Raw genomic sequence first — 26,991 nt, 5'->3', positions numbered from 1 at the left:
TCAGTTGGCGTCGAACGAAATCAGCCTGATATCGAGCAACGGGTAGTCGCCCGCATCGGTAGCCAGCATCCGTTGACCGAGCCCGGTCTGGAGCCCATCTTCGGCACCCACCCATTCCGTCTTGCGGCCCAGCACCACATCGTTGTCGTCGCTGCGCTCGGAGCCGGGATAGCGACCGGGAATGAACCCGATGGCTTTGCCGCCATTTGCCCAGGTAACTTCCACCGGCACCCAGATCTTGTCGCGAAGATCCGTAGGCGCCTCGAATTTCAGTTCCCGCAGACGCGAGAACGGTACCCAGGAATATCCGCCATTGACGACGATTTCCAGACAGGGACCCAGTCGCGGATCCGCATCCGCAATCCACTCAAACGGGGTACCGTCGATACTCCCACTTACGGCTGTCGCCTGATCGAACGCCTGATCGCGCAGGCTGACGGCCTGTTCGTGGCGTCCCTTCGCGGTCAGCTTCAACGCCTGCAACAGCAGCGCCAGCCATTGTTCCGGCTCGCCAATGACCACCGGCAGCCGCGCCCCCGCAAAAACATCGGTACGCACCGCCTCGCCTTTCAACGCCTCGGTATAGGCGCCGACCATCATTGCGTTGAGTGGTTCCAGCTCGCCACTCACATTCAACTGATTCTGCGCGCGCTCCCACTGACCAAGCAGAGCCAGCAACTGGAATAAAAAAACCCGGCGCTTGGCATCTGCCGGGTTGTTGCGGACTTCCACTGTCAGCAGTTGCAGCGCTTCAGCCAGTCGACCTTCTTTGAGTTTGCTCTCTGGTGTCATTTCATCTCTCGCAGGCCGGCATTGACCAAGTCGTGGACACGGCCAAATCAAGAAAACACCCGGTCCCAGGCGGTCTTTGCACATCCAGCCAGCAGCGGGACATCCGGCAACTCCCGTCACCGGATGCCTACCCATTCCTGTACAGAGACCCCTGGGAAACCCAACCTCTAATCAAGAGGTAGAGCGTTGAATCAGGTTGCCACCATTTCCTCGACGCTGTACCCGACCTTGCCAGCCGAGGCCACCGCGCCCTTGTCGGTCTGCGCGAAGTACTCGACATCGAATTTCGCGAAGCTGATCGTGACGTTCTCGGTAAGCATGTCTTCACCGCCAGATCCCCCAGTGGAGTAACTGGTCACCATGGCGCTGGTGAGGGTGATCGTGAAGTAGTCTTCCTGCTTGCCGCCTGCCTTCGAGATCGACAAGACCACAGATCCGATATGGTCACCGGTCACGACCGCCTTGATGAATGCCGTCGAACTCTTGTCGATGTATTTGGTGAAGCTGATGTCCTGCACGTTCGCCTTGCCGGCACCACCACCAGCGCCGTGACCGAACGAACCGCTCTGCGACAACCCCCACGACCATGCCAGGACCTGGATTTCGTCTTTATGACTGGTGTGCTTCGACTCACCCGTGAACGTGATCGCACCACCTGTCAATTTCAAATGCATGTCTAGTGACATCAGAATTCTCCTGGACTGATTATTTCAGTTGAACCGGCTGCATCATGCGAGTCTTGCTGACACATGCCGGCGATTGTTGATGTTGCGATTACTACCTGCGACTTCCAGAACCAAATGACACAACGCCTGATTAGCTCTTGGCAGCCGACGGCAAACGGGACACGAGCCTCAAGGAAACAGTCAAGCCTTCCAACTGGTAATGCGGCTTGAGGAAAAACTTCGAGGTGTAGTAACCCGGAGCTCCTTCCACTTCTTCAACTACTACCTCTGCAGCAGATAGCGGCTTGCGTGCCTTGGTCTGTTCACTGGAGTTGGCCGGATCGCCATCGACGTACTGCATGATCCAGGACGTCAGCCAGCGTTCCATCGCATCGCGGTCCTTGAACGAGCCGATCTTGTCGCGGACGATGCACTTCAGGTAGTGCGCGAAGCGGCAGCACGCGAACATATAGGGCAGGCGTGCACCGAGCGCTGCATTGGCGGTGGCATCCGGATCGTCGTACTCCTCCGGTTTGGCCAGCGACTGCGCGCTGATGAACGCGGCCATGTCCGAGTTCTTGCGATGCACGAGCGGCATCATGCCCATCTTGTCCAGCTCGGCCGAGCGACGGTCTGTGATCGCGATCTCGGTAGGGCATTTCATGTCCACACCGCCATCGTCGGTGGGGAAGGTGTGCGACGGCAAACCTTCGACTGCACCACCGGACTCGATGCCACGGATCCGCGAGCACCAGCCATATTCCTTGAAGGAACGGTTGATGTTCACCGCCATCGAATAGGCCGCGTTCTGCCAGGTGTACTTGGCCGAATCCGCACCGCTGGTATCTTCCTCGAAATTGAACTCCTCCACCGGGTCCGTCTTGGCACCATAGGGCAGCCGAGCCAAGGTGCGTGGCATCGTCAGGCCGATGTACTTGGCGTCGTCCGACTCGCGCAGCGAACGCCAGGCGGCATAGTCCGGCGTCGAAAAAACCTTGGCAAGGTCGCGCGGGTTGGCCAGTTCGTTCCAGCTGTCCATGCCCATCAGGGTGGAATTGGCGGATGCGAGGAAGGGTGCGTGCGCAGCCGCTGCGACCTGTGCGATGCCAGCGAGCAGTTCGACATCGGGCGGGCTGTGGTCAAAATAGTAATCGCCGACCAAGCAGCCGTAAGGCTCACCACCGAGTTGGCCGTACTCTTCCTCATACATCTTCTTGAAGATCGGGCTCTGGTCCCAAGCCGTCCCCTTGTAGCGCTTCAGGGTCTTGGCCAGTTCCTTCTTGGAAATGTTCATCACACGGATCTTCAGCTGCTGATCCGTCTCGGTGTTGTTGACCAGGTGATGCAGGCCGCGCCAGGCGCTCTCCAATTTCTGGAAATCAGCGTGATGCATGATCAAGTTGATCTGCTCGCTGAGCTTGCGATCAATTTCAGCGATGTAGGCGTTGATGGTCTGGGCGACATCGTCGGAGACAATGTCGGACTTGTTCAATACCTGCTCGGCCAAGGTGCGGACGGCGGACTCCACCTCTTCCTTCGCGCGGTCACTCTTGGGCCTGAACTCCTTGCTCAGTAGCGCGGCAAAGTCGCCGGCATCCAGAGTTTGAACGGCGCCGCCCTGTTGTTCGGCCAGATTTTCAGTTGCCATGCTTGCTTACTCCCCGTCTTTGTTGGTGTCATCGGCGGGCTTGGGCGCCGATACCAATGACTGCAGCAGTGCCGGGTCCTTGAGCGCCTTCGCGATAAGGCTCTCGGCGCCGGCCTTGCCATCCATGTATGTGTCCAGATTGGCGAGCTGAGTACGTGCCTCAAGCAGTTTGGCCACCGCGCCGACCTTCTTGGCCACGGCGGCGGGGGAAAAGTCATCCATGCTTTCAAAGGTGATGTCGACAGCCAGATTGCCTTCGCCGGTCAGTGTGTTCGGCACGGCAAACGTCACCCGCGGCTTCATTGACTGGAGACGTCCGTCGAAGTTGTCGACATCGATTTCCAGCGCCTTGCGATCCTCGATCGGCGGCAATTCGCCCGCGTTGGCGCCGGAGAGATCCGACATCACACCCATCACGAAAGGCACCTGCACCTTTTTCTGAGCGCCATATACCTCGACGTCATACTCGATCTGCACGCGCGGCGCGCGGTTGCGCGCGATGAATTTCTGACTACTTTGCTTGGCCATGCGATGTCTCCCAGTAAATGCTCTTCCGGTTTTTGAATGGAGCGGTCGGTTCTGCGCGGCATGGCTTTGGTCTGCCACGGGGAAGCAGGACGTCAGTACAACGGTCGTCAGAACGGCGCAATCACTTGCCGTTCGCCAACTATCCTCATGTGGATGGCTCCGGCATTGCTGCCTGCTCGACACGGCAAGCGCAACCCGCAAGGCGCAGGCCGTCGATCGGACAGGTCCGGATCAATTTGGATGCGCGTGTTCTCGAATACCGCGCTATGCGATGCCTGGCGCCAGGTTCGGTGCATTCCGGACGGCCGCATGCCCAACACGGCCCGACCCGTCGTCGCCAAAAGCGTTCGCAAGCGTGATCGTCACCCCCTTCATTCCTTGTGTTGGACAGGCAAAGGCGCACCCATGCCCGCCCCTCCCAAGCCCACCCTGCTGCCAAGTGCTCATCAGTCGACGATGAACAATGACCCCGCCTCCCGGCAGGCGTACTGACGCATTCCACCTTGGGGCGTCGTCATCGATGCGCCGCCCTGGCAGCGCAGTCTCTGTGACAGACGGAAGCCCCCCAACCTTTACTGCAACGGCACGCCGGAAGACTGGCGCACGCGGCTATTCTGAACGAGATCGGTTCGTTCCTTAACGTACATCTGTCAACGACTGTCTGCAAGCTGAATTTGAGCCTGACCACCACATGCGCGGCGCATGCGTCGTCAACGGCCCCGAGTCATCAGACGAGAGGACACAAAACCGTTGTCTCCTCTCCTGAGTTTCCGTTTCCCGCTCGCACCAGTCAGCTTTCAACACAGTAGCGGCAGCCAGACGCCTGTGGTGAAACGGGGGGGGATGAAGGGTCAGAAACAGGAAAGCCGCCCTGATGGGCGGCTTTCCTGGACCGTCTTCGTGCAACCGCCCAGAGCGTCGCATAGCTGCCTGGGCCAGTGCCATTCAATATTGGTGGGCGGTACAAGGATCGAACTTGTGACCCCTACCATGTCAAGGTAGTGCTCTACCGCTGAGCTAACCGCCCGTCTCGCGTTCTGGCTCTGTACGCGAGCCGCGCAGTATACGGGAGCCGCCGGCTCTCGACAATATCCCGGCAAGCTGGGTGGGCGGTCAACGCAGGGCCTGTTCCCGCAGCTGATGAATCTGGTCGCGCAACCGGGCGGCATCTTCGAACTCCAGGTTCTGTGCGTGCCTGTACATCTGCGCCTCCAGTTTCTTCAGCATGCCTGCTGCCTGCTGCGCATTGAGTCCGGCGTAATCAGCGCCCTGCTCGGCCACCGCACGGCTGCGCGTCGAGGATTTGCTGCCGCGACGGTTGCCCGCCTCGCTGCGTGCGCCCTCCATGATGTCGGCGATGCGTCGCACGATGGTGGTCGGCACGATGCCTTGTTGCTCGTTCCAGGCCAGCTGCTTCTCGCGGCGGCGGGCCGTTTCATCAATCGCCGCCTGCATCGAGCGGGTAACCTGATCGCCGTACAGGATCGCCTTGCCGCGAACGTTGCGGGCGGCACGGCCGATGGTCTGGATCAGCGATCCGGTAGAGCGCAGGAAACCCTCCTTGTCGGCGTCGAGGATCGCCACCAGTGAAACCTCCGGCATGTCCAAGCCCTCACGCAGGAGGTTGATGCCGACCAGCACGTCGAATTCGCCAAGACGCAGATCACGGATGATTTCGCTGCGCTCGACCGTCTCGATGTCCGAATGCAGGTAGCGCACCTTCACGTCCTGTTCGGACAAATATTCGGTGAGATTCTCGGCCATCCGTTTGGTCAGCGTGGTGACCAGCACGCGATCGCCCATCGCCACACGCTTGTGCACCTCGCTGAGCAAGTCGTCGACCTGGGTGCGTACTGGGCGCACTTCCACTTCCGGATCCACCAGGCCGGTAGGGCGTACCAGCAGCTCGACTACGGCCTCACCGGATTTGTCCAACTCATAGGTGCGCGGCGTGGCCGAGATGAAGATCGAGCGCGGTACCCGCTGCTCCCACTCCTCGAACTTCAGCGGCCGGTTGTCCATCGCCGATGGCAGCCGGAATCCGAATTCCACCAGGGTTTCCTTGCGCGAGCGATCGCCCTTGTACATGGCGCCCAGCTGCGGCACGGTGACGTGCGACTCGTCGACCACCAGCAAGCCGTCGGACGGCAGGTAGTCGAACAGTGTCGGCGGCGGCTCGCCGGGCGCACGCCGGGTCAAGTGGCGCGAATAGTTTTCGATGCCCTGACAGTAACCGACCTCGGTCATCATCTCGATGTCAAAGCGCGTGCGCTGATCCAGCCGCTGCGCCTCGACCAGCTTGTTCTCGCGATAGAGCAACTCCAGCCGCTCCTTCAACTCGACCTTGATCGTCTCGATCGCGTTGAGCACGCTCTCGCGCGTGCTGGCGTAATGCGTTCGCGGATAGACGGTGTAGCGCTGCACCTTGCGAATGGTCTCGCCTGTGAGCGGGTCGAACAGCGCCATGTTTTCCACTTCGCCGTCGAACAGCTCGATGCGCAGCGCCTCGGTCTCCGATTCAGCCGGAAACACGTCGATGATTTCGCCGCGTACCCGATAGGTGCCGCGCCGCAACTCCATCTCGTTGCGCGTGTATTGCAGCTCGGTCAGCTGGTGGATCAACTTGCGCTGCTCAATACGCTCGCCCTTGGCCAGGATCAAACGCAGGCTCAGGTAATCCTCGGGATTGCCGAGGCCGTAGATCGCCGACACCGTGGCCACGATGATCGAGTCGCGGCGCGACAGCAGCGCCTTTGTCGCCGACAGCCGCATCTGCTCGATGTGCTCGTTGATCGACGCGTCCTTCTCGATGAAAGTATCCGACGCCACCACATAGGCTTCCGGCTGGTAGTAGTCGTAGTAGCTGACGAAGTACTCCACCGCGTTGTGCGGGAAGAACTCCTTGAACTCGCCGTACAGCTGCGCGGCCAGCGTCTTGTTCGGCGCCATCACGATGGTCGGCCGCTGCACCTGCTCGATCACGTTGGCGATCGTGTAGGTCTTGCCCGAGCCGGTCACGCCGAGCAGGGTCTGCGCGGCCAGACCGGCCTCGAAGCCATCGGACAGGCGCTGGATCGCCTGCGGCTGGTCGCCGGCGGGCTGATAGGGAGCAACGAGCTGGAAGCGGTCAGTCATCGGCTACATATGTGGGCGTGGTGGGCCATTCTAAATCGGACCTGCTGACAGGACGCGTCAGCACACACTGACATCCATGCGACCTTGAGGCCACTGGCCGCACGGCACCGGCGTCCTAGCATGGACATCCCCGGACAACGCAGGAAGCGACGCCGTGATGGTTCCCCGGAATTCAAGGCTACGTCGCAAGCAAAGTGGCATGACCCTCGTCGAGCAGATCATGGTGCTCGCCATCATGGCGGTGCTTGCCGGCATCGCCATGCCGCCTCTACGAAATCTGTTGAATCGCAACCTACTGCAGGTCGCCCAGACCGATTTCATCGCAGCACTGCAGCATGCCCGCGAAACCGCCGCCACCAGCGGCAAGCGCACGCTGTTCTGTCCCACCCGCGATGGCAGCAGCTGCAGCGACGATATGCGCTGGGACAACGGCTGGCTGCTTGGCCATGATGCCAATTTTGACGACCAGCCCGACAACGGGCCGTTGTATACCGGCCACGGCTATGCCGGAAAACTGATCGTCCACAGCAGCTCAGGTCGGCACATCGTGCGCTTTCGTCCCGATGGCAGCGCCAGCGGCAGCAACATCACCCTACTGTTCTGCCAGCCATCCGACGCTGCACATGCGCTCAGTGTGGTGGTCTCCAACTCGGGCCGTATCCGGGGCGCTCCTGCCAGCGCAGAGCAGGCCGCTACCTGCGCACAAACGAATTGACTGGCGGGGTGCCGGCGCTAGAGCGCAAAAAGCCGGCAATATGCCGGCTTTTTGCGATACTTGGCGCCCGAAGCTGGACTCGAACCAGCGACCCCCTGATTAACAGTCAAGTGCTCTAACCAGCTGAGCTATTCGGGCGTGAGCTGCGTAGTTTGTCGAGGGCGTGCCTAGCTGTCAAGCCATCGCTGATAGATCCCTGCACATTTTCTACGCCGTCACCACCCGATAACAGGGTACGTATGCGGTGCCACCAGGCAGCTTCATCCGGTGCTGTTCGACGAACGCCTGCAACAGCTTGTCCAGCGCACGCATGATGTCCGCGTCACCGTCGATGTCGAACGGGCCATGCTGCTCAATTGCCTGCACGCCCTCCTCCTTCACGTTGCCGGCAACAATGCCGGAAAATGCCCGGCGCAGGTCCGCCGCCAGTTCGTGCCGCGGACGGTCGTGATGAATCTGTAGCGCACGCATGGCCTCATGTGTGGGGCGAAACGGCAGCTGGAATTCCAGCGGAATCTGCAACGCCCAGTTGAAGAAGAACGCATCCTTGGTGTCAAGCCGGTTGTGACGCACCCTGTCGATGCCCTTGATCATCGCCCGTGCCACGGCCGCCGGATCGTCCACGATGATCTGGTAACGCTGCGCCACTTCGTCACCCAGGCTCAGCCGCAAGAAACGATCGATCTGCTCGAAATAGGCTGCCGATTCGCGCGGCCCGGTGAAGATCAACGGGAAGGGTATGCTGGAGTTGTCCGGATGCAACAAGATGCCAAGCAAGTAGAGGATTTCCTCGGCCGTGCCCACGCCACCGGGAAACACTAGGATGCCGTGACCCATGCGCACGAAGGCCTCAAGTCGCTTCTCGATGTCGGGCATGATCACCAGATGATTGACGATCGGGTTCGGCGACTCGGCGGCGATGATGCCCGGCTCGGTGATGCCAATGTAGCGATTGTTCCGACGCCGCTGCTTGGCGTGCGCGATGGTCGCGCCCTTCATCGGCCCCTTCATCGCACCCGGCCCGCAGCCCGTGCAGATGTCCAGTCCACGCAATCCGAGTTGATAGCCGACCAGCTTGGTGTAGTCGTATTCGTCGCGCGAGATCGAGTGACCGCCCCAGCACACCACCAGGTTGGGGTCGATGTGCGGCTTGAGGATGCGCGCATTGCGCAGGATCTCGAAAACGCCTTGGGTCAGCCCGGCCGAACCGTCCAGATCGAGGCCGATCTGTTCCAGCTGGGTCGACACGTAGACGATGTCGCGTACCACCGCCACCAGCAGTTCGTTGATGCCGCGAATGATCTGCCCGTCCACGAAAGCCTGCGCCGGCGCATGACTGAGTTCGATCTTGATGCCGCGATCCTGCTGCAACACCTGGATGTCGAAATCCGGATAGTGCTCAAGAATGGCGCGCGGATCGTCGCTGATATTGCCCGAGGTCAGCACCGCCAGCGCGCAACGGCGCAGCAGCGCATGCAGACCCGAATCGCTGGCGCCACGCAGCCGCGCCACCTCGTTGCGCGACAGGATATCCAACCCACCGACCGGTGAAATGCGGGCGCTTACCGTAGCTGACTTGCTTCGCGATCCGGCCTTGATGTCATTCATTCGAATCATTCTCCTGTCTTCTTGTGTGCAGCATGTACTTCAGCGCAAGACCGCAGCTGACCGGTTAGCTTCACGCGGCCGGCACGGCTCGGTCAAGCCACAAAAAAACCGGCACCCTTGCGGGTGCCGGTCATGCTTTCCGGACAACGGTTCGGTCAGAAGGTGTAACGGACGGTGGCCAGGATCGACCAACGCTGGGTCGGCCCGTTCAACTCGTCAGCACGCGGCAGTGGCAGCGGGCTGTAGTTGCCGTTGCTGTCCTTGTAGGCCGCCTTGCTGATGTCGTAGATCGGCTTGCCGGCGGCATCCACACCTGCGAAGTCGGCAAGGTTGCGTACCAATGGGAAGCTGGCACGGTGATCGACACCCCACTTCTTGTTGAGCATGTTGCCGAGATTGTAGACATCCAGGCGGAGCATGCCCTTGTTACCCTTGAACAGACCCGGGATCTCCTGGCTGAAACTCAGGTCGACCTGGTTGATCCACGCGGCACGGGCACCGTTGCGGCTGGCGATCGCACCCTTGTGATCCTTCAGGTACTTGTCATTGTCGATGTACTGCCAGAACGAGTCCTGCAGTGCCTGCGTGGTTCCCGGCGCGAAGCTGATATCACCCTTGTTCGGAATGTAGGCCAGGTCGGAGGTGAAGCCGTCACCGTTGGCGTCATTGCCGTAGCGCCAGCTATACGGAGTGCCCGAATGACCGTCATAGAACACAGTGGCGCTGGTGGCATAGTCGCCGAAGAAGCGATGCTGCCAGGTCAGCGAGGCGATCACGCGCTTCGGGATCGAATAGCTGGAGGTGCTCGCCTTGTTCTCGTTCGGGTTCACCCAGACATTGTTGCTGTAGCTCGAACGGGCCACGCTCGAGGTGCCCGGGTTCACTTCCGTGGCGCGGCTCCAGGTGAAGCCGGCCATGGCGGACCATTCGTCCGCGAACGGCTTCTTCAGTGCGAGGCTGAGGCTGTCGGCACTGCCCTGGTCACTGTTGGCCAGGTTGATCACCGCATCGCCAAACGCCGGGTTGGCGTTCGCGCGCGATGTGTTGCCGGTGCTACCGCCCTTCGGGTTCTTGTAATAGGTGAATCGGCCATCAGGCAGCACGCCGGTGGGCGCACCGATGTTCAGGTTCTGGTACCAGATCGCATTGCGATTCTTGATGTGCTCATAGTCGGCACTGAACACCACCCCCCACCACGGCAGCTCCCGGTCAAAGCCGAGCGACATCTTCCACACGCTCGGGATCTGGAAATTATCGCTGACCGTGCTGACCGCCATCTGCGCACCCTTGGCACCCGGAATCGGTGCCGAACCGGCATTCTGGCCGTTCGGATCAGTGCTGAACACCGGATAGCCCACCGAACCAGGTTTGCAGGCCGCCGATGCCGAGGAACTCGGACCGCAGGCGAACTGCACCTGGGTCACACCGGAGTTCTGGTAGATGTTGCCCAGCCACACGCTCGGTGGGTTGGAAATGAACAGGCCCGCACCACCACGCAACTGCGTCATGCGCTCGGTGTCAAAGGTGTAGTTGAACGACGCGCGCGGCTGCACCTGACGATTGCCATTGATGGTACTGACGTTGGTGCGACCAAAACCACCCTGAGGCGAAACACAGTTGGCGGCAATTACTGCCTGTCCCGGTGCCGCGGCGTAACAGGGGTTGTAGAGCGGACGATCGCTGGTAAGCGGAATATCGACGCGGAAACCGTACTGTACCGACAGGTTCGAGTTCACCTGCCAGGTATCCTGCAGGAACAGACCGTATTCCTTCAGTTCGAAATTGGCAGCGACGTCACTCAGGCCAAGGCCAGCAGCCGGCGTGTTGAAGCGATACAGGTAATACTTGCCGGCGTTGAAATCGGCCAGGTTGTTGAACTGATAGCTGCCAAATGCGTTCTGCAGGAACAAGTTGTAGTACTGACCGCGCTGGAAGTCGAAGCCACCCTTCACGGTGTGGTCGCCCAGATACAGCGTTCCAGCCCAAGCCGCGTTCAGCGTCTTCACGTGCAGCACGTTGGCCTGGCTGGAATACTCGGTGCCGAATTCCACGCCGGGCGAGCTGCTGCTGGTGCTGCCGCAACCGTTGACAGAGTTTACGCAAACCGAAACGTCCGGCATGGGCGTGCCGTTGTACGGGCCGCGATTTTGCTGGAAGTCGGCATAAGAGATCGTGGTATCGGTGGAGAAGACGTCCGACCAATCATCATAGAAATGCAGCGCGTAGCTCTTGTTGTCTACCTGCGTCTTGTACCAACCGCTCGACAGCACCAACGTATTGTTGTTGCCGGTGATGATCGGCTTGTTTTCCTTGGTCTGGCTGTAAGTGAAGCTGGCGCGGTGATTGTTGGTGATGTTCCAGTCGATCTTGGCCAGGTAACGCTTGTCCTGCAGATCGGAACTGCCGCCGTTGAGGCCACCGACATCGCCCAGACCCTTGGCCTTGGCTGCCGCGGTGATGTCAGCGACGTTCTGCTGGGTCAGGCCGCGGATCTCGGTGGTCGCGCCGGAACCCTGCACGCCATACTGGGATGACGGGCCGATCTGCTTGCTCTTCTCGTACGACGCGAAGAAGAACAGCTTGTCCTTGATGATCGGGCCACCCACGGTAGCGCCAGCGGTCCAGGTACGACGAAAACCACCATACGGCTGACCATTGTAGTCGGCGATCATCTGGTCGCGGTTCTGGAACGCGTAATACGCCGAACCGTGAAAATCGTTGGTACCACTCTTGGTCACGGCATTGACGATCGCACCGACGCCGCGACGGGTGGCCACGTCGTAGTTGGCGGTCGAGATGTTGTATTCCTGGATCGTGTCCTGCGAAATCGGCGTGCCCAGCGTGGGCAAACCATTCGCGTTCAGACCGAACGGATCGTTGGCACTGACCGAGTCCACCGTAATGTTGTTGTAGCGGCTGTTCTGACCGATGGCGGAGATCTCGCCGCGGTCCCGATCGGAAATCACGATACGCGGATCGAGGCGCACGATGTTCTGGATGGAACGACCCGGCGTCGGCGTTGCCTCCAGCTCGCGCTGCGAAACATTGGTCGAGATGCCCTTGTTGTCCGACGAGAACGTCTGCGCAAGCGCATTGGCCGACACGGTGACGCCGGAGAGATTCTGGACGTCCTTCGCCTGCTCTGCGCCAATGGTCAAATTGACCGGGGTTTCCTGAGCCAGCTGCAGATACACCTGACCTTGCTCAGCCTGCGCCATGCCCGCCTTGGACACCGTGACGTCGAACGGACCACCCACACGCAAACCCTGCGCGGCATAGCGGCCGCTGGCATCGGTGGTCGCGATCTTGGTGGTGCCCGACGGCTCATGCACGATCTGCACGGTGGCGCCGGCGACCGGCTGGCCGTTTGCGTCGAGTACGCGACCGCTGATCGAGGAGGAGGTGTCCTGCGCAATGGCGGGCACCGCAGTTGCCAGCAATGAGGCAATGGCAAACGGCAGCAGTTTGGCGCGAATTCGGCTATTCATTCTTGATCGACCCTTTGGTTCGCAACGAAAAATTTTACGTTTCAGAGTGAAAACGCGACCTTGCCTGGCACACGCCAAATGCGGCATCGATCACTCGTGATAACCCCAATTGTGGATACTCCGAACTCATCGTAAAGCGATGGACTCGGGCATTTCAGCTAGCCGGACCTTCCCGCCCGCCGACTGATTGTTAAATCAATTTTAACGACATTGTATGACACTTTTGTAACACTGACACGTCACTGTCGATTCATGCCACCCACGCCACAAACCAGCGGAACTGTTGGAAATCAGCCATATAGAAGCTGCTGTTGAAATGGCCTCGGGTAAAGGCTGGTCGCCACCGCAGCAACCTGCGCCGCACTTAGCGCTCAGGCAGACTTTCCGAGGTAGCGTGCACGCTTGGCGGGTTTCAGGCTCGCCAGATCCAGCATCACCAGTCCATCCACGCAGCCGGAAAAATCCGGATCCTCGCCGAAGTCGAGGAACTGCACGCCTTCGGGCTCGACCAGGTCGACATACTGGCGATACAACATCGGCAGGCTGACGCCCAGCGCATCCAGGTGATGTTTCAGCTTGCCGAGGCCGGCTGGCGCATCCAGACCTTCCAGTGCCGCGCGCACGCCTTGCACCACTTCAGGCGAGATAACGAATGGCTGTCGCGCCGCGGCCAGTCCCGGCGCACCGAAATAATGCTGGTGTGCTGCGGCGATCCATTCGCGCGCCTCGCGCGGCAGGCTCACCGACATGCTGACCGGACCGAACAGGTAATGCAGTTCCGGATGCCGCTGCAGATACAGGCCGATGCCCTGCCACAACTGGTCCAATGCGCGGGAACGCCAGTACGCCGGCGCCACGAAACTGCGCCCCAGCTCCATGCCCTGCGCCAGCCGCGATTCCAGCGCCGGCGAATAGCTGAACAGGCTGGAGGTATACAGCCCGGCCATGCCGCGCTCGGCAATTAGCCGGCCGCCATGCCCGAAGCGATAGGAACCGACAATGCGCAGCGCCTGCGGATCCCACAACACCAGATGTTCATAATGAGGGTCATAAGCGTCCAGATCACGCCGCTCGCCAGTGCCTTCGCCGACCTTGCGGAAAGTCAGTTCGCGCAACCGGCCAATCTCGCGCATGACCGCGCTGTCGAGCGCTCCCTTGAACAACCACGCCTGCTTGCCGTCGCCGAGGTCCGCCAGTTTTTCGGATCGGGTCAGTTCCGCTGCCACCTGTTCGGCCGATTCCGGCAAGGCCAGCGGCGCCTGCCCGCCAAAGATCAGGCCACGATGCTGGCCGATCCGATACACATGCCGACGCATCAGCTTGGTGGCCTGTTTCGACGAGCCGCCGCTGCGCTGTTCGAGTTCCTCGGCGCTGACCAGCGCACCGATGCTGAAACCGATCCGCCGCTTGCCCGGCGCCACCGCCTCGCGCGGCAGCATCGCCGTGCTCAGCGGTTTGGCCAGCATCGACAATCCATAGAACATCGCCGAATTGCGTGCGGCGACATGAATCGGCAACACCGGCGCCTTGCTGCGCAGTGACAGCCGCGCAAACCCATCCGACCACTGGCCGTCACGCACGCCACCCGGACGCACACGCGACACTTCGCCGGCGGGAAACACGATCAGCGCCTCGCCGTTGTCCAGCGCACGGTAGATCCCGCGCAGACGCGACGCAGCGCCCTTGCCGAACACGTCCACCGGCAGCATCAGCTTGCTCAGCTGCGGAATCACCGCCAGCCAGTCGTTGCCGAGAAAGCGCACATCCCGGCGCACCGAGCCGATCAGCTGCAGCAAGGCCAGGGCGTCCTGCATGCCGAGCGGATGATTGGCCACCACCAGCAACGGGCCATCGACCGGGATGTGCTCGCGTTCGCGCGGATTGACCTGATAGCTGGTACCGAGGATGTCCAGCACACGCTCGACAAAATCAAAACCTTCAGCGGTGCCGACCCTATCCAGCACGCGATTGAAACCGTCCTCATCGGCCAACCGCCCCAGCACGCCCGCCATCGGGCGACGGATGCGCGGATACTGCGCCAGCCATGGCATTCGCTCGGTAAGGGATTGCTCGATACTCAGCATGTCTGCGTCCTCGGATTTCCCCCATCCTGGCGATCAATTATGACAGCTGGGCAATCATCCGAAGCGTCACGGACGGCAGATCCGACGGTGTCGCTGTTTCAAACGTTCAGGTGCAGGAACGACGCCACACCGGCCATGAACATCTGCACCGACAGCGCAATCAGCAGCATGCCCATCACGCGCTCCAGCGCCGTGAGCACGCTTTCACCGAGCCAGCGAAACAGGTAGGTGGCGCTGAGCAGGATCAGCGAGGTGGCGAGCCACGCCAGCAGCAACGCGATCACCCAGTCGGCGGTGCGGCCGGGCTGGCTGTTGGTCAACAGCAACAACGCAGCCATCGCCGACGGGCCGGCAACACCCGGAATCGCCATCGGCACGATGAACGGTTCGCCCTGGCCGGGCTTGCCGAAGATGCCGCCGCCATCGGCCGGCGGAAATACCATGCGAATGCCGATCAGGAACAACACGATACCGCCGGCGATGCTGATCGATTCCTGCTTCAGCTGCAGCAGCTTGAGGATGTACTGGCCGCCGAACAGGAACGCCAGCAGCACACCGAGTGCGATCAGCAGTTCGCGCACCATCACCCGTCGGCGACGCTTGGGCGGCACGTCTTTCAACAGGCTCAGGAAGAACGGGATGTTGCCCAGCGGGTCCATGATCAGAAACAACATGATTCCCGCCGACAACGTGGTCATCTGCGTTTCCATCTCAGCTCCCTTCTGGTGAGGCGCGCACTGCTCCGGCCGGACCGGAATTCCTATTCAGTCGACCCGAAGGTCCAGTACTGCACCGCGTGCCGCTACACCCTGCGCACTGAGCAGATAGATCGCCGCTGCAGCCGCGGCATCCGGCGGCGGTCGCTGCATGATGTCTTCGCCGAAATACGCCAGTTGCCGCAGCGCCGTGCGCATCGGCCCCGGCAGCATGGCATGAACGCGCAACGCGCTGCTGTCTGTTTCCTCGTGCAGGATCGCCACGAACCGTTCCAGCGCCGCCTTCGACACGCCGTAGCCGCCCCAGTGTGCGCGTTGCAGCAACTCGGGATTATCCAGCACGAACACCACCGCACTGTCGCCGGCCTGGGTCAGCAACGGCAGGCAGGCCTGGGTCAGCGCAAACGGGGCGGACACGTTGACGTGCATCGCGCGCAACCAGGCGTCAGGCTTGTGCATGGTGATCGGCGTCAGCCCACCGAAACTGACGGCTGCATGCACGATGCCGTCAAGTCGGCCAAAGTCGCGCTCAAGCCCTTCGGCCAATGCGGTGTACTCGCGCGGTGTGGCCGCCTCCATGTCCAGCGGGTGGATCACCGGCTCGGCCAGACCCTCGGCGCGCATCGCATCGTACAACTGCTCCAGCTGGCGTTTGCGCTTGCCGGTGATCACCACCGTGGCACCCGCGCGCGATGCCGCCCGCGCCACCGCGCCGCCCAGCCCGCCATAGGCCCCGGTTACCAGCACCACCCGATCGGCCAGGGTGTCGGCAGCCGGCAGCCAGCCGCCCGGCAAACGGGAAACCGGCAGTGTCATCAAGGTGCCGCTCCGGCCACGTCCCCGGCCATCCGGCTCAACTCGCCGGCGGACTTCAGATCCTCGATGATGTCGCAGCCGCCGATCAGTTCGCCCTGGATGAACAGTTGCGGGAAAGTCGGCCAGTTCGCGAAATGTGGCAGCGCCGCGCGAATCTGGGGATCGGCCAACACGTTCACCGCGTGGAACGTGGCGCCCGCTTCGGTCAGCGCCTTCGCGGCGCGGCTGGAGAAACCACACATCGGAAACTCCGGCGTGCCTTTCATGAAAAGCACGATGGGATGCGCGGCCAGCATCGCCTTGATTCGCTCGTTGATGTCCATAGCTCGGTGTTTCATCTTTACAATGCAGGCAGACCGATATTGTATCAGTCACCCGTCGGCTGCCGTCCTCTGCGCCGACCTTTTCTCCCCCAGCCAAAGCTAAGGAGCCTCATCATGGCGATCGAACTTCCCCCGCTTCCGTACGAAAAGAACGCACTTGAGCCGCATATTTCCGCGGAAACGCTGGAGTTCCACTACGGCAAGCACCATCAGGCCTACGTGACCAATCTCAACAAGCTGATCGAAGGCACCGAGTTCGCCGGCGCTGCGCTGGAAGACATCATCAAAAAGTCCTCCGGCGGCGTGTTCAACAATGCTGCGCAGATCTGGAACCACACGTTCTACTGGAACTCGATGAGCCCCAAGGGCGGTGGGGAACCGACCGGCAAGCTGGCCGACGCGATCAGCAAGGCGTTCGGCTCGTTCGACAAGTTCAAGGACGAGTTCAGCAAATCCGCTGCCGGCAACTTCGGTTCGGGCTGGACCTGGCTGGTGCAGCGCCCGGACGGTTCGCTTGGCATCGTCAACACGTCCAACGCGGCCACCCCGATCACCGGCAGCGACAAGCCGCTGTTCACCACCGACGTGTGGGAACACGCGTATTACATCGACTACCGCAACGCCCGTCCGAAGTACGTGGAAGCGTTCTGGAATCTGGTGAACTGGGAATTTGCGGCCAGCAACCTGGCCTGATTCACTACTGAAACAAAAACGGAGCCCATGTGGCTCCGTTTTTTGCGGCGGGGTCCGTGCCTGACTCAGTCCAGCACCTGCAACACCGGCTCGACCTGCGTCTCGCGCCCGAGCGCCGCGGCAATCCCGGCAAGCCGCGTGGCCAGTTGGCCCGCATCCGGCGCGCACACCGTGGTGTGACCTACCTTGCGGCCTGGACGGGCCTGCTTGCCGTAGTCGTGCCAATGCGCATCGACCGTTTGCAGTATCGGAGACGCGTCAGGCAGATCACCGATCCAGTTGAACATCGAAGATATGCCGCGCGCGCCAGTATCGCCCAGGGGCAAGCCGAGTACGGCACGAACGTGGTTCTCGAACTGACTGGTGTGCGCGCCCTCGATGGTCCAGTGGCCGGAGTTGTGCACCCGGGGCGCCATCTCGTTGCCGAGCAGCTCGCCGTCCCTGACGAACAGTTCCAGCGCAAACACGCCCACGTAGCCCAGTCGTTCGGCCAGTGTGCGGGCCAGTTCGGCAGCACGCCGTTGCAGCAATTCGATATCAGGCGCCGGCGCCAAGCTCATCGACAGCACGCCGTCCACATGCCAGTTGCGGGTCAGCGGCCAAATGCGGAAATCGCCGTCGCGGCCGCGCACGGCGATCACTGACAGCTCGCGCTCGAACGGCACGAACGCTTCCAGGATCAAGCCATGTTTCGACGCCTGCGCGCCGAGCGCGGCCCATGCCGCATCGGCATCGGCCGGTTCGCGCAGCCGGAACTGGCCCTTGCCGTCATAACCGAGCCGGCGCGTCTTCAGGATCGCCGGCGCGCCGACCGCGACCAACGCCAGGTCCAGTTGCTCGCGGGTGTCCACCGTCATGAAGTTCGGAGTGGGCAGGCCGCACTCGCGGAACAGGGTCTTCTCGGCCAGCCGGTCCTGCGCCACCGCCAACGCCTGCGGCGCGGGAAATACCGCGACCCGCTCGGCCAGCCAATGGGCGGTCTCCGCCGGCACATTCTCGAAATCGAAGGTGACCACGTCGACCCGGGCGGCAAACGCTTCCAGCGCGGCGTAGTCGGTCCAGTCGGCCACCACCAGTGGCGCGACCTGTCCCGCACAGGCGTCGGCGGAACTGTCCACCACCAGCGTATTCACACCCAGTGGCGCCGCTGCCAAAGCCAGCATGCGCGCCAGCTGGCCGCCACCGAGAACGCCCAGCACGGGCTGCCGCCGTTCGCTCATTGACGCGGGTCCGGCTGATCGAGCACGGCCTGGGTCTGTCGCGTGCGCCAATTGTCCAGCGCCGTGGCCAGTGCCGGATCGTGCAGCGCCAGCACTGCCGCGGCCAGCAGGCCGGCGTTCACCGCGCCGGCACGGCCAATCGCCAGGGTGCCGACCGGGATGCCGGCGGGCATCTGCGCGATCGACAGCAGTGAATCCATCCCGTTCAGTGCCTTCGATTGCACCGGCACGCCTAGCACCGGCAGGCGGGTTTTCGCCGCCAGCATGCCGGGCAGATGGGCGGCGCCGCCGGCACCGGCGATGATCACCTGGATACCGCGCACCGGCGCCTGTTCGGCGTAACTGAACAGCAGATCCGGGGTGCGGTGCGCGGAAACCACCCGCACCTCGTGCGCCACTCCCAGCTCGGTCAGCACATTGGCTGCGTGCTGCATGGTTTCCCAGTCCGAACGCGAACCCATCACGACGCCAACGCGCGGCGGCTTGGTTGTTCCTGTCATGGCCCGGTCGTCCAAAAACGGCTATTGTACGGGCTTTCCCAGCCTCGGCACACCCGCAAACCCATCATGGACAAGCGTCTACTCGACATCCTGTGCTGCCCGGTCAGTAAAACGCCGGTGCGTCCGCTGAGCAAGCGCGAGCTCGATGCCCTGAACGACGCGATCGCTGCCGGCACGGTCGATTCCGTCGCTGGCGTCGCAGTGCGCGAGCGAATCGCCGAGGCTTTGATCACCATCGATCGCAAGGTGATCTATCGGGTCGAGGATGGCATCCCGGTAATGCTCCCGGAGGAAGGTATCGGTACGCTGCAGCTGACGGACTTTCCGGCAGCCTGACGCATTCGTTGGCCGCCAGGACGGCCCCGCCACCCTAGGAATGACACGGGCACCCGCTTTAGCTTATCGTCGACATCTGCACGGCCCGTTCGGGCTCAGTTGCGTGTAGCAAATGTTTTCAGGGGTTTGGCGATGAACGAAGCCAGTGATCCATCCAGAGTCGTCAATTTGAGCCAGCGCCTGGATCCTGCCAGTGAGCGCGTCGGTGAATTGCTGAACGCGGTCCGAAGCATCGCCGGCAAGCGTCTGCAGCAATGGGTCGGCAATGCCTTCGAACATGTCGACGACGCGCTGTTCGACCTCGCCGAAAAGGCAGAGAACAACGCCGCCCAGATGCATTATTTCGATGGCATGCGCGAGGTGCGCAAACGCCGTCCCGCGGTGGAGCGCAGTTTCCTTGGCACGATCAGCCGCGATCTCGGCGAACTGACCCGCCCAGCGCAACAATCCCAGGCCACCACCGCAGCGATGTCGTCGGGCACGGTCGAGCTGTCGCTGGTGGCGGACAACGAGCTGGAGGAATCGCTGGCGATCACCAGCATGATCGGCAAGAACGAATCGCGGCTGTCGCGCGATCTGTTCGCCGTCAATCAGCGGCTGTCGGTGATCTGTGGCGGCCACAAGATTGATGACACCAGCAATCCGGTGGCACCGGCGATCCTGGCACAGGCATTTCGCCAAGCGCTGCATGAACTCAGCGCGGACATGCGCGTCAAGCTGATCATCTACAAGCTGTTCGATCGCTACGTGCTGTCTTCGCTGGAAGAGCTCTATCAGGAAATCAACACTGAGCTGGTGCGCGCCGGCGTGCTCCCGCAAATGCGCCACGAAGTGGTGCGTGGCGGCAACGCGAAGGCTGCCGGTGCCGCCACCCACGGTGGCGACGGCCAGCAAGCCGGTGCGGCCACCGCGATGGCAGACGAAGTCGGCGATATTCCCAGCGACCTGCTGCAGACGTTGCATGCACTGTTCAGCGCGCGCCGCGGCCCCGTTGTTGGCGGCAACATGGGCAGTGGCAGCATCGCCGGCATGCACGTGATGAGCGGGCCGCTGCCTTCGGCGAACGAGTTGCTTGGCGCACTCAGCGTGCTGCAGAGCCAGATCGCCAGCGCCGGCCCATTGCCCTACGCACAGCCGGGCGATGCCGCCGAACTCAGCCGTGAAGTGTTGCAGCTGAAGAGCCAACTGCTGACCCAGATCGGCGCATTGCGCGGCGAGCGGCCCAGCCATGTCGCCACCATCGATGAGGACACCATCGACCTGGTCGGCATGCTGTTCGAATTCATCCTGGAAGACCGTAACCTGCCTGCCGCGATGCAGGTGATGCTGGCGCGGCTGCAGATTCCCTATCTCAAGGCGGCGATTCTCGATCGCAAGCTGTTCGCCCACCGCCAGCATCCGGCGCGCCGGCTGCTGGATTGCCTGGCCGAGCAGGCCAAGGGTTGGTCGGAAGAGTCCGATCGTGACCGCCGACTGCACGAGAAAGTGAAATCGATCGTCGATCAGCTGCTGCACGACTTCGACGACGACATGGGCATCTTCGAGCGCCTGCTGGTCGACCTACAGCAGTTTCAGGACGTCAACAAGCGGCGCTCCGAACTGGCCGAACAGCGCGTTGCCGAGTCCACCCGCGGCCGCGAGAAACTCGAACAGGCGCGCCGCCGCGCCGCACGTGAAATCCTCGATCGCATCGGCGAGCAGAAACTGCCGCCGCTGGTGCATGGCATCCTCGCGCGGGCCTGGGCCAATCACCTGGTGCTGACCTTGCTGCGCCAGGGCGAAACCTCGCCCGAATTCAAGAGCGCACTGCGCTTCGTCGACGATTTCATCGCCAGCACTCGGCCGGCCGCGAACCCGGAAAGCCGCCAGGCGCTGCGGCAGATGCTGCCTGGTGTCGAGCGCGCATTGCGGCAGGGTCTGACCAATGTGGCGTTCCAGGAACAGGACATCGAACGCCTGCTCAGTCAGCTGCACACCTACTACCGGCAGCAGCTCGGCGAGACGCTGGACGCAACCGAGGTCGTCACCATCGAGGAGGACGCTGCCATGCTGGCGATCCCCGACAGCATCCAGCCGATCATCGACCACGATGCCGCACCGGCCGCAAATGTCGACGCTCAGGAGGAAACCGTCGAGGTACCGCTGGACAGTCCCGAATGGCATCAGGTGCAGGCGCTGCAACCGGGCACCTGGCTGGAGTTCTGCTTCGCCGACGAAGCTATGACCCGCGCCAAGCTGTCCTGGATCAGCCCGATGAGCGGTCGCTACCTGTTCGTCAATCGACGTGGCCTGAAAGTGGCCGACTACCCGCCACAGGAACTGGCTGTGCTGCTCGCCGGCGGCCAGGCTCGCGTGCTCGCCGCCAACGCGCTGTTCGACCGTGCGATGAGTGCCATCGTCGGCAAGCTGAGCCAGCCGGATACGACGCCGGCCGCGGGTACAGATTCCGAATGAGTCACACGTCATCGCTTGCAGTACCGGATGCTGCACAGATCGCCGTCGATGTCGCACGCGCCCTTGCCGAGGATCTGGGCCAGGGCGACGCCACGGCGGGGCTCCTGCCTGGCGACGCCCTGGCCCACGCCGTCCTGACCTGCCGCGATGCGGCAGTGATTGCGGGCACACCGTGGTTCGACGCCTGCTTCCGCCAGCTCGATCCTGCCGTGCAGATCGACTGGCAGGCCCGTGATGGCCAGTCGGTCGAGGCTGGCGCCGTGATCTGCCGCCTGTCCGGACATGCCCGTTCGCTGGTCACGGCTGAACGCTCGGCGCTGAACTTCCTGCAGCTGCTCTCCGCAACCGCTACGGTAACCGCCGCCTACGTCGCTGCCGTCGCCGGCACCAGCGTGCGTATCCTGGATACCCGCAAGACCATCCCGGGCCTGCGCATCGCCCAAAAATACGCGGTGCGGTGCGGCGGTGGACACAACCACCGCATGGGTCTGTACGACGCGATCCTTATCAAGGAAAACCACATCATCGCCGCCGGCAGCATCGCCGCCGCAGTTCTGGCTGCGCGCCAGCTGTATCCGGATCTGCTGCTCGAGGTCGAGGTGGAAAATCTCGATGAGCTGGCGCAGGCGCTTGACGCAGGTGCGGACCGGATCATGCTGGACAACTTCGATCTGGCCCGGATGGCCGAGGCGGTGAACCGCACCGCCGGTCGCGCACCGCTGGAAGTATCCGGCAACGTCGACCTGCAGACGATCGGCGAGTTTGCGCGCACCGGCGTCGACTTCATTTCGGTCGGCGCATTGACCAAGCACGTGCGGGCCGTAGATCTGTCGCTGCGTTTGCAGCTGACCTGAGCGGCGCCCAGCTTGCACGCGGCCGGTCGCGCCCACACACTGCAGGCATGAGCGATCTTTCCAATCTTCTGCTGTTGCTGGCCCTGGGAAGTATCGTCGGGCTATGGCTGAAGCTGAGCGTGGCGCGCGAGCGGGCAGTGCAGGAGGCGCGGCGACAATGCCAGCAGCACGGCCTGCAGTTGCTGGACGAAACCGTGGGACTTCGCAGCGTGCGCCTGCGTCGGGGCGTCAATGGCCTGCGCATGATCGAACGCTGCTACGGCTTCGAGGTGAGCATTGATGGCCACGACCGCGAGCCGGGGCGGCTGTGGATGATTGGCAATACGCTCAGCAGCCTGAGCCTGCCGACGATCGAGCTGCTGGCGCATGAAGAAGCAATCGCCAGAACGGCATTGCCAACGCCACCGAGCAATGTCGTGCCGCTGCATCCACGCACGAACAACCGGCTGCACTGAGCATCCGGTTTTCCGGAAACCCGGCGACCCACAGCCATTGTGCCTACTTGACCACCCGCAAATGCGGCGCGCCGCGCTTGGGCTTGGCGCCACCTACGTCGGCATCGGGGGCCGGCGACGCATCGTCAGGTTCGGGCGCGGATGGCGGCGGAGTATCACCACCCTCTTCATCCGCCGGAAACATCATGCCCTGGCCGTTTTCCTGGGCGTACAGCGCCAGCACCGCCAGCACTGGAATCTGGATGGTCTGGCTGACGCCGGAAAAACGCGCCTGAAAGCTGATCCATTCATTGCCCAGATCCAGATTCGCCACCGCGCGCATCGCCAGGTTGAGCACCACCTGGCCATTCTTGACTACCTGCGGCGGTACACGAACGCCGGCGAAACCGGCGTCGACCAGCACGTACGGGGTCAGGTTGTTGTCGCTGATCCAGTCATAGATCGCCCGCAACAGGTAGGGGCGATTGGAGGTCATGGGTACTGTTTCATTCTTGCTCATGGAGTTGCCGCATCGCCTTTTCCTGATCGGTCATGCTGCGCGCAAAACCCTGACTGTGAAACAAACGCTCACCGTAGTCGATGACCGGCTTGCCCTCGCGCCCCAGCTCCACGCCTAGCCACGGTAACCGCCAGATCACCGGCGCCACCAGACAATCGGCCAAGCTCATCTCGGGATTGAGGAAGAATTTCGACGCCTTGAACAGCGGCACCGTGGACAGCATCTGCTCGCGCAGACGTTTGCGCGCAGCATCCGCCGGGCGACCACCGGCCCGAATGATGTCCACCTCGGTCAGCCAGTCCTTCTCGATGCGCACCGCAGCCACCCGCAGGCGCGCGCGCGATTGCGGATCGATCGGCATCAGCGGTGGGTGCGGATAGCGCTCGTCCAGGTATTCGCAGACTACCGAGGTATCGAACAGGGTCAGGTCGCGGTCGACCAGGGTCGGCGTACTGGCATAGGGGTTGAGGTCGATCAGGTCTTCCGGTGGTTTCGCCGGATCCACCAGTACCCGTTCGTAGCTGACCCCCTTGGCGGCCAGCACCAGCCGCGCGCGATGACACTGGATGTCATCGGCCGTGGTGTAGAGCGTCAATACGGTACGCGAGCGAGCGCTTTGGACCATGCGCGATTCCCCATCGGTGAGACGATTGCGGCGGCTCATGGCCGCCGCAATCGGATGATGCCACCCGGATCAGTGGACGTCTTTCCAGTATTCCTTCTTGAGCATGGCTGCCAGCAAGGTGAAGAACGCCAGGAACAGCAGCACCCAGATGCCGTAGTGGTGCCGCTCCAGGGCGGCCGGCTCGGAGGCGTATTCCAGGAAGCTGGTCAGGTCACGGGTAGCCTGCTGGAACTGCGCCGGGGTCAGTTTGCCCGGCTGCGACAGCACCAGCTTCTCCACCACCGGATCCGCACCGGCCTTGACCGGCTTCATCTCGGCGGTCTGCAGCCCCTGCAGTTCCCACAACGGGAACGGCATCGACGCATTCGGGAACACCGTGTTGTTCCAGCCCACCGGGCGGCTCGGGTCCAGATAGAACGAATTGAGATAGCCGTAAACCCAGTCCGCACCCTTCGCCCGCACTTCCAGCGACAGGTCCGGCGGGGCCTTGCCGAACCACTTGGTGGCCGACTCCGCCGGCATCTGCGAAACCACGGTTTCACCGAACTTAGCGCCGGTGAAATTGAGGTTCTGCATCACTTCCTGTTCGGACAGGCCCAGGTCCGTGGCGATTCGCTCATAGCGCATGTACTTCAGCGAATGGCAGCCAACGCAGTAATTGAAGAACAGCTTGGCGCCGCGTTGCAGCGAAGCCTGATCCTGCACGTTGGTACCGGCCGCAGGCAGGCCGCCCTCCTCCGACGCCTGCACCGACACACTGCCGACGATCAGACTGAACGCCAACGCCACCGGGAAGATGTATCGCTTCATTAGCAGCTGCCGCTTAGTCATGCGTCGTCACCCGTTCCGGAACCGGCTTGGTCTTTTCCCAGCCGAAGTATGTGTAAGCCCAAAGGAATGCGAAGAAGCCGAAGTAGACCGCGGTCATCACGCGGCCGAACAGGTTCTCCCAGAACGTCACGTCGATGTCGCCGAACCATACCGGCATCACCTCGGCGGTGATGCCCGCGCCGACCGCACCGAGCATGAAGAACGACAGCACGAACAGGCCCAGCGCCACCTTGAAGCCGGTGCCGCGATAGCGGATCGACTTGACCTTGCCGCGATCCAGCCAGGGCATGGCGAACAGCACGCCGATCGAGCCGAACATCGCGATCACGCCCCATACGGCCGAGCCGAGGAAGGACGGGATCATGCGCACGATCGCGTAGAACGGGGTGAAGTACCAAACCGGCTTGATGTGCGACGGCGTAGCCAGGTTGTTGGCCGGGATGAAGTTGTCGTGCTCCAGGAACCAGCCACCGAAGGTCGGCGCAAAGAAGATGATGAAGGCGGCAATCAGCAGGAAGAAGCCCACGCCGACCAGATCCTTGACCGTGTAGTACGGGTGGAACGGGATGCCGTCGGCCGGCTTGCTCGCATCCCAGCGATTGCCCTTCGGGCCCTTCTTGATCTCCACGCCGTCGGGGTTGTTCGAGCCCACTTCGTGCAGCGCGGCGATGTGCAGCACCACCAGCAACAGCAGCACGATCGGCAACGCGATCACGTGCAGCGCGAAGAAGCGGTTGAGCGTGGCATCGGCCGGCAGGAAGTCGCCCATGATCCACTCCACCAGCGTGCCGCCGATGTAGGGGATCGTGCCGAACAGCGAGATGATCACCTTGGCGCCCCAGAACGACATGTTGCCCCATGGCAGCACGTAACCCATGAATGCCTCGGCCATCAGCGCCAGGAAAATCAGCATGCCGAGCAGCCACACCAGTTCGCGCGGCTTCTTGTACGAGCCGTACATGATGCCGCGGAACATGTGCAGGAAAACCACCACGAAGAACAGCGAGGCACCGGTGGAGTGCATGTAGCGGATCAGCCAGCCCCACTCCACGTCACGCATGATGTATTCGACCGAGTTGAAGGCTCCCGCCGCACTCGGGTTGAAGTTCATGGTAAGGAAGATGCCGGTGACGATCTGGTTGACCAGCACCAGCAGCGCCAGCGAACCGAAGTAGTACCAGAGGTTGAAGTTCTTCGGCGCGTAGTACTCGGTCATGTGCTTGCGGTACGCAGGCATCATGTTCGGCGCACGCTCGTTGACCCAGTCACCGATGCTCGTGAATACGTTGGCCATTAGCCAGCCTCCTTCGGATCCACGCCAATCTGGATGGTGCTGTCGTCGATGAAGTGATACGGCGGCACCTGCAGGTTCTTCGGTGCCGGAACACCGCTGAACACGCGGCCGGCCAGGTCATAGCGCGACTTGTGGCAGGGGCAGTAGAAACCGCCTTTCCAGTTCGGATCGAACGGCTCGGGCTTGATCTCCGGCACGAAGTCCGGCACGCAGCCCAGGTGCGTGCAGATGCCGACAATCACCAGCCATTCCGGCTTGATCGAGCGGCCCTCGTTCTGCGCGTACTTCGGCTGCTGGTCGGAGGAGGCGCCGTTGGACTTGGGGTCCACCAGGCGCGAATCCACCATCGGCAGCGTGGCCAGCTGCGCCGGGGTGCGATTGAGCACGAATACCGGCAGGCTGCGCCATGACACGGTCAGCATCTGCCCCGCCTCGATCTTGGCCAACGACTGGGTAACCGGAGCGCCAGCGGCCTTGGCGCGCGCGCTGGGTTCCCACGACTTGATGAAGGGCACAGCTGCCGACACGATTCCTATGCCACCAACCACCGCTGTGGTTGCTGTCAGGAAACGGCGGCGGCCGTGATCGACGACTTCGTTCGCCATCAGGCTCTCCGGTACTTGCAATGTCATGTCTATGGTGGGGTTTGGGACCCCGCAAAAATCGCGTTAGTGTAGCGTCAGGCCTTGCCTCGTACAATAAACCGGATCCG

Annotated in this window: 24 protein-coding genes and 2 tRNA genes; 6 read left to right on the top strand and 20 right to left on the bottom strand. The window is 62.2% G+C overall.

The window, feature by feature from the left end; all coding sequences use genetic code 11:
• From EAH75_RS13905 to uvrB, 6 genes are all read right to left on the bottom strand, one after another.
• Complete coding sequence (locus EAH75_RS13905; protein WP_140805845.1) at positions 1-792, bottom strand: type VI secretion system accessory protein TagJ; 792 nt, start codon at positions 790-792, stop codon at positions 1-3.
• Between the two features lie 191 nt (positions 793-983).
• Positions 984-1,478: an Hcp family type VI secretion system effector gene (locus tag EAH75_RS13900; protein WP_140652420.1), complete on the bottom strand. Its 495-nt coding sequence runs from the start codon at positions 1,476-1,478 to the stop codon at positions 984-986.
• 130 nt (positions 1,479-1,608) lie between these two features.
• On the bottom strand, positions 1,609-3,105 hold the full coding sequence (gene tssC, locus EAH75_RS13895) for a type VI secretion system contractile sheath large subunit (protein WP_140652418.1): 1,497 nt from the start codon (positions 3,103-3,105) through the stop codon (positions 1,609-1,611).
• A gap of 6 nt (positions 3,106-3,111) precedes the next feature.
• The gene (tssB, locus tag EAH75_RS13890; RefSeq protein WP_140652499.1) at positions 3,112-3,633 is read right to left on the bottom strand and encodes a type VI secretion system contractile sheath small subunit; all 522 of its coding nucleotides are present in this window, start codon (positions 3,631-3,633) and stop codon (positions 3,112-3,114) included.
• Positions 3,634-4,585: 952 nt separating this feature from the next.
• Positions 4,586-4,660 (bottom strand) — tRNA-Val (locus EAH75_RS13885).
• Positions 4,661-4,746: 86 nt separating this feature from the next.
• A complete protein-coding gene (gene uvrB / locus EAH75_RS13880) occupies positions 4,747-6,768 on the bottom strand; it encodes an excinuclease ABC subunit UvrB (RefSeq protein ID WP_140805843.1) in 2,022 nt (673 codons plus the stop codon).
• A gap of 157 nt (positions 6,769-6,925) precedes the next feature.
• On the opposite strand from uvrB, the gene EAH75_RS13875 reads away from it, so the two are divergent.
• The gene (locus tag EAH75_RS13875) at positions 6,926-7,483 is read left to right on the top strand and encodes a GspH/FimT family pseudopilin (protein ID WP_140652497.1); all 558 of its coding nucleotides are present in this window, start codon (positions 6,926-6,928) and stop codon (positions 7,481-7,483) included.
• Positions 7,484-7,544: 61 nt separating this feature from the next.
• Here the strand turns inward: EAH75_RS13875 and EAH75_RS13870 are convergent.
• From EAH75_RS13870 to grxD, 7 genes are all read right to left on the bottom strand, one after another.
• Positions 7,545-7,621, bottom strand: a tRNA-Asn gene (locus EAH75_RS13870).
• A 69-nt stretch (positions 7,622-7,690) separates the two neighbouring features.
• Positions 7,691-9,091, bottom strand: a complete 1,401-nt coding sequence (gene ppnN / locus EAH75_RS13865; RefSeq protein WP_140652415.1) for a nucleotide 5'-monophosphate nucleosidase PpnN — start codon at positions 9,089-9,091, stop codon at positions 7,691-7,693.
• 155 nt (positions 9,092-9,246) lie between these two features.
• The gene (locus tag EAH75_RS13860; protein WP_140652413.1) at positions 9,247-12,579 is read right to left on the bottom strand and encodes a TonB-dependent receptor; all 3,333 of its coding nucleotides are present in this window, start codon (positions 12,577-12,579) and stop codon (positions 9,247-9,249) included.
• A 371-nt stretch (positions 12,580-12,950) separates the two neighbouring features.
• Complete coding sequence (locus tag EAH75_RS13855; protein ID WP_140652411.1) at positions 12,951-14,663, bottom strand: GNAT family N-acyltransferase; 1,713 nt, start codon at positions 14,661-14,663, stop codon at positions 12,951-12,953.
• A gap of 98 nt (positions 14,664-14,761) precedes the next feature.
• Positions 14,762-15,361: a YhgN family NAAT transporter gene (locus EAH75_RS13850; protein ID WP_140652495.1), complete on the bottom strand. Its 600-nt coding sequence runs from the start codon at positions 15,359-15,361 to the stop codon at positions 14,762-14,764.
• A gap of 66 nt (positions 15,362-15,427) precedes the next feature.
• On the bottom strand, positions 15,428-16,195 hold the full coding sequence (locus EAH75_RS13845; RefSeq protein ID WP_140805903.1) for an SDR family NAD(P)-dependent oxidoreductase: 768 nt from the start codon (positions 16,193-16,195) through the stop codon (positions 15,428-15,430).
• A complete protein-coding gene (grxD, locus tag EAH75_RS13840) occupies positions 16,195-16,518 on the bottom strand; it encodes a Grx4 family monothiol glutaredoxin (protein WP_140652493.1) in 324 nt (107 codons plus the stop codon). The genes EAH75_RS13845 and grxD overlap by 1 nt, the downstream gene beginning before the upstream one ends.
• Before the next feature lie 114 nt (positions 16,519-16,632).
• Between grxD and EAH75_RS13835 the strand changes: the two genes are divergently transcribed.
• On the top strand, positions 16,633-17,211 hold the full coding sequence (locus EAH75_RS13835; protein ID WP_140652407.1) for a superoxide dismutase: 579 nt from the start codon (positions 16,633-16,635) through the stop codon (positions 17,209-17,211).
• A 65-nt stretch (positions 17,212-17,276) separates the two neighbouring features.
• On the opposite strand, the gene EAH75_RS13830 is transcribed toward EAH75_RS13835, so the two are convergent.
• Together EAH75_RS13830 and purE are read right to left on the bottom strand one after the other, a co-directional pair.
• Positions 17,277-18,431, bottom strand: a complete 1,155-nt coding sequence (locus EAH75_RS13830; RefSeq protein WP_140805841.1) for a 5-(carboxyamino)imidazole ribonucleotide synthase — start codon at positions 18,429-18,431, stop codon at positions 17,277-17,279.
• On the bottom strand, positions 18,428-18,931 hold the full coding sequence (gene purE, locus EAH75_RS13825) for a 5-(carboxyamino)imidazole ribonucleotide mutase (protein WP_140652403.1): 504 nt from the start codon (positions 18,929-18,931) through the stop codon (positions 18,428-18,430). Before purE ends, EAH75_RS13830 begins: the two co-directional genes overlap by 4 nt.
• Before the next feature lie 66 nt (positions 18,932-18,997).
• On the opposite strand from purE, the gene EAH75_RS13820 reads away from it, so the two are divergent.
• The 4 genes from EAH75_RS13820 (at position 18,998) to EAH75_RS13805 (ending at position 23,030) form a co-directional block, all read left to right on the top strand.
• Positions 18,998-19,267 (top strand): Trm112 family protein, encoded by a 270-nt coding sequence (locus EAH75_RS13820; protein WP_140652401.1) that lies wholly within the window; start codon positions 18,998-19,000, stop codon positions 19,265-19,267.
• 132 nt (positions 19,268-19,399) lie between these two features.
• On the top strand, positions 19,400-21,721 hold the full coding sequence (locus EAH75_RS13815; RefSeq protein WP_140652399.1) for a DUF1631 domain-containing protein: 2,322 nt from the start codon (positions 19,400-19,402) through the stop codon (positions 21,719-21,721).
• Positions 21,718-22,575 carry a carboxylating nicotinate-nucleotide diphosphorylase gene (gene nadC / locus EAH75_RS13810; protein ID WP_140652397.1) on the top strand — a complete coding sequence of 286 codons (858 nt, stop codon included), beginning with the start codon at positions 21,718-21,720 and terminating at the stop codon, positions 22,573-22,575. Before EAH75_RS13815 ends, nadC begins: the two co-directional genes overlap by 4 nt.
• A gap of 47 nt (positions 22,576-22,622) precedes the next feature.
• The gene (locus EAH75_RS13805) at positions 22,623-23,030 is read left to right on the top strand and encodes a DUF3301 domain-containing protein (RefSeq protein WP_140652394.1); all 408 of its coding nucleotides are present in this window, start codon (positions 22,623-22,625) and stop codon (positions 23,028-23,030) included.
• A 43-nt stretch (positions 23,031-23,073) separates the two neighbouring features.
• On the opposite strand, the gene EAH75_RS13800 is transcribed toward EAH75_RS13805, so the two are convergent.
• The 5 genes from EAH75_RS13800 to petA form a co-directional block, all read right to left on the bottom strand.
• Positions 23,074-23,529, bottom strand: a complete 456-nt coding sequence (locus EAH75_RS13800) for a ClpXP protease specificity-enhancing factor (protein WP_241668948.1) — start codon at positions 23,527-23,529, stop codon at positions 23,074-23,076.
• A complete protein-coding gene (locus tag EAH75_RS13795) occupies positions 23,516-24,154 on the bottom strand; it encodes a glutathione S-transferase N-terminal domain-containing protein (protein WP_140652390.1) in 639 nt (212 codons plus the stop codon). The genes EAH75_RS13800 and EAH75_RS13795 overlap by 14 nt, the downstream gene beginning before the upstream one ends.
• A 69-nt stretch (positions 24,155-24,223) precedes the next feature.
• The gene (locus EAH75_RS13790; RefSeq protein ID WP_140652388.1) at positions 24,224-24,964 is read right to left on the bottom strand and encodes a cytochrome c1; all 741 of its coding nucleotides are present in this window, start codon (positions 24,962-24,964) and stop codon (positions 24,224-24,226) included.
• Between the two features lie 13 nt (positions 24,965-24,977).
• The gene (locus EAH75_RS13785; RefSeq protein WP_140652386.1) at positions 24,978-26,279 is read right to left on the bottom strand and encodes a cytochrome b; all 1,302 of its coding nucleotides are present in this window, start codon (positions 26,277-26,279) and stop codon (positions 24,978-24,980) included.
• Positions 26,279-26,884 (bottom strand): ubiquinol-cytochrome c reductase iron-sulfur subunit, encoded by a 606-nt coding sequence (petA, locus tag EAH75_RS13780; RefSeq protein WP_140652383.1) that lies wholly within the window; start codon positions 26,882-26,884, stop codon positions 26,279-26,281. Before petA ends, EAH75_RS13785 begins: the two co-directional genes overlap by 1 nt.
• Positions 26,885-26,991: the final 107 nt, after the last annotated feature.

It is taken from the genome of Rhodanobacter glycinis (assembly GCF_006438785.1).
GTDB classification, from domain to species: domain Bacteria; phylum Pseudomonadota; class Gammaproteobacteria; order Xanthomonadales; family Rhodanobacteraceae; genus Rhodanobacter; species Rhodanobacter glycinis_A.
The sequence above is the reverse complement of the archived record's forward strand: the minus strand, read 5'-3'. Positions and strand labels throughout refer to the sequence as shown.

Coding starts and splice junctions, on each gene's coding strand:
- EAH75_RS13905 (WP_140805845.1), bottom strand. CDS start 792: ATGACACCAGAGAGCAAACTCAAAGAAGGTCGACTGGCTGAAGCGCTG.
- EAH75_RS13900 (WP_140652420.1), bottom strand. CDS start 1,478: ATGTCACTAGACATGCATTTGAAATTGACAGGTGGTGCGATCACGTTC.
- tssC (WP_140652418.1), bottom strand. CDS start 3,105: ATGGCAACTGAAAATCTGGCCGAACAACAGGGCGGCGCCGTTCAAACT.
- tssB (WP_140652499.1), bottom strand. CDS start 3,633: ATGGCCAAGCAAAGTAGTCAGAAATTCATCGCGCGCAACCGCGCGCCG.
- uvrB (WP_140805843.1), bottom strand. CDS start 6,768: ATGACTGACCGCTTCCAGCTCGTTGCTCCCTATCAGCCCGCCGGCGAC.
- EAH75_RS13875 (WP_140652497.1), top strand. CDS start 6,926: ATGGTTCCCCGGAATTCAAGGCTACGTCGCAAGCAAAGTGGCATGACC.
- ppnN (WP_140652415.1), bottom strand. CDS start 9,091: ATGAATGACATCAAGGCCGGATCGCGAAGCAAGTCAGCTACGGTAAGC.
- EAH75_RS13860 (WP_140652413.1), bottom strand. CDS start 12,579: ATGAATAGCCGAATTCGCGCCAAACTGCTGCCGTTTGCCATTGCCTCA.
- EAH75_RS13855 (WP_140652411.1), bottom strand. CDS start 14,663: ATGCTGAGTATCGAGCAATCCCTTACCGAGCGAATGCCATGGCTGGCG.
- EAH75_RS13850 (WP_140652495.1), bottom strand. CDS start 15,361: ATGACCACGTTGTCGGCGGGAATCATGTTGTTTCTGATCATGGACCCG.
- EAH75_RS13845 (WP_140805903.1), bottom strand. CDS start 16,195: ATGACACTGCCGGTTTCCCGTTTGCCGGGCGGCTGGCTGCCGGCTGCC.
- grxD (WP_140652493.1), bottom strand. CDS start 16,518: ATGGACATCAACGAGCGAATCAAGGCGATGCTGGCCGCGCATCCCATC.
- EAH75_RS13835 (WP_140652407.1), top strand. CDS start 16,633: ATGGCGATCGAACTTCCCCCGCTTCCGTACGAAAAGAACGCACTTGAG.
- EAH75_RS13830 (WP_140805841.1), bottom strand. CDS start 18,431: ATGAGCGAACGGCGGCAGCCCGTGCTGGGCGTTCTCGGTGGCGGCCAG.
- purE (WP_140652403.1), bottom strand. CDS start 18,931: ATGACAGGAACAACCAAGCCGCCGCGCGTTGGCGTCGTGATGGGTTCG.
- EAH75_RS13820 (WP_140652401.1), top strand. CDS start 18,998: ATGGACAAGCGTCTACTCGACATCCTGTGCTGCCCGGTCAGTAAAACG.
- EAH75_RS13815 (WP_140652399.1), top strand. CDS start 19,400: ATGAACGAAGCCAGTGATCCATCCAGAGTCGTCAATTTGAGCCAGCGC.
- nadC (WP_140652397.1), top strand. CDS start 21,718: ATGAGTCACACGTCATCGCTTGCAGTACCGGATGCTGCACAGATCGCC.
- EAH75_RS13805 (WP_140652394.1), top strand. CDS start 22,623: ATGAGCGATCTTTCCAATCTTCTGCTGTTGCTGGCCCTGGGAAGTATC.
- EAH75_RS13800 (WP_241668948.1), bottom strand. CDS start 23,529: ATGAGCAAGAATGAAACAGTACCCATGACCTCCAATCGCCCCTACCTG.
- EAH75_RS13795 (WP_140652390.1), bottom strand. CDS start 24,154: ATGGTCCAAAGCGCTCGCTCGCGTACCGTATTGACGCTCTACACCACG.
- EAH75_RS13790 (WP_140652388.1), bottom strand. CDS start 24,964: ATGAAGCGATACATCTTCCCGGTGGCGTTGGCGTTCAGTCTGATCGTC.
- EAH75_RS13785 (WP_140652386.1), bottom strand. CDS start 26,279: ATGGCCAACGTATTCACGAGCATCGGTGACTGGGTCAACGAGCGTGCG.
- petA (WP_140652383.1), bottom strand. CDS start 26,884: ATGGCGAACGAAGTCGTCGATCACGGCCGCCGCCGTTTCCTGACAGCA.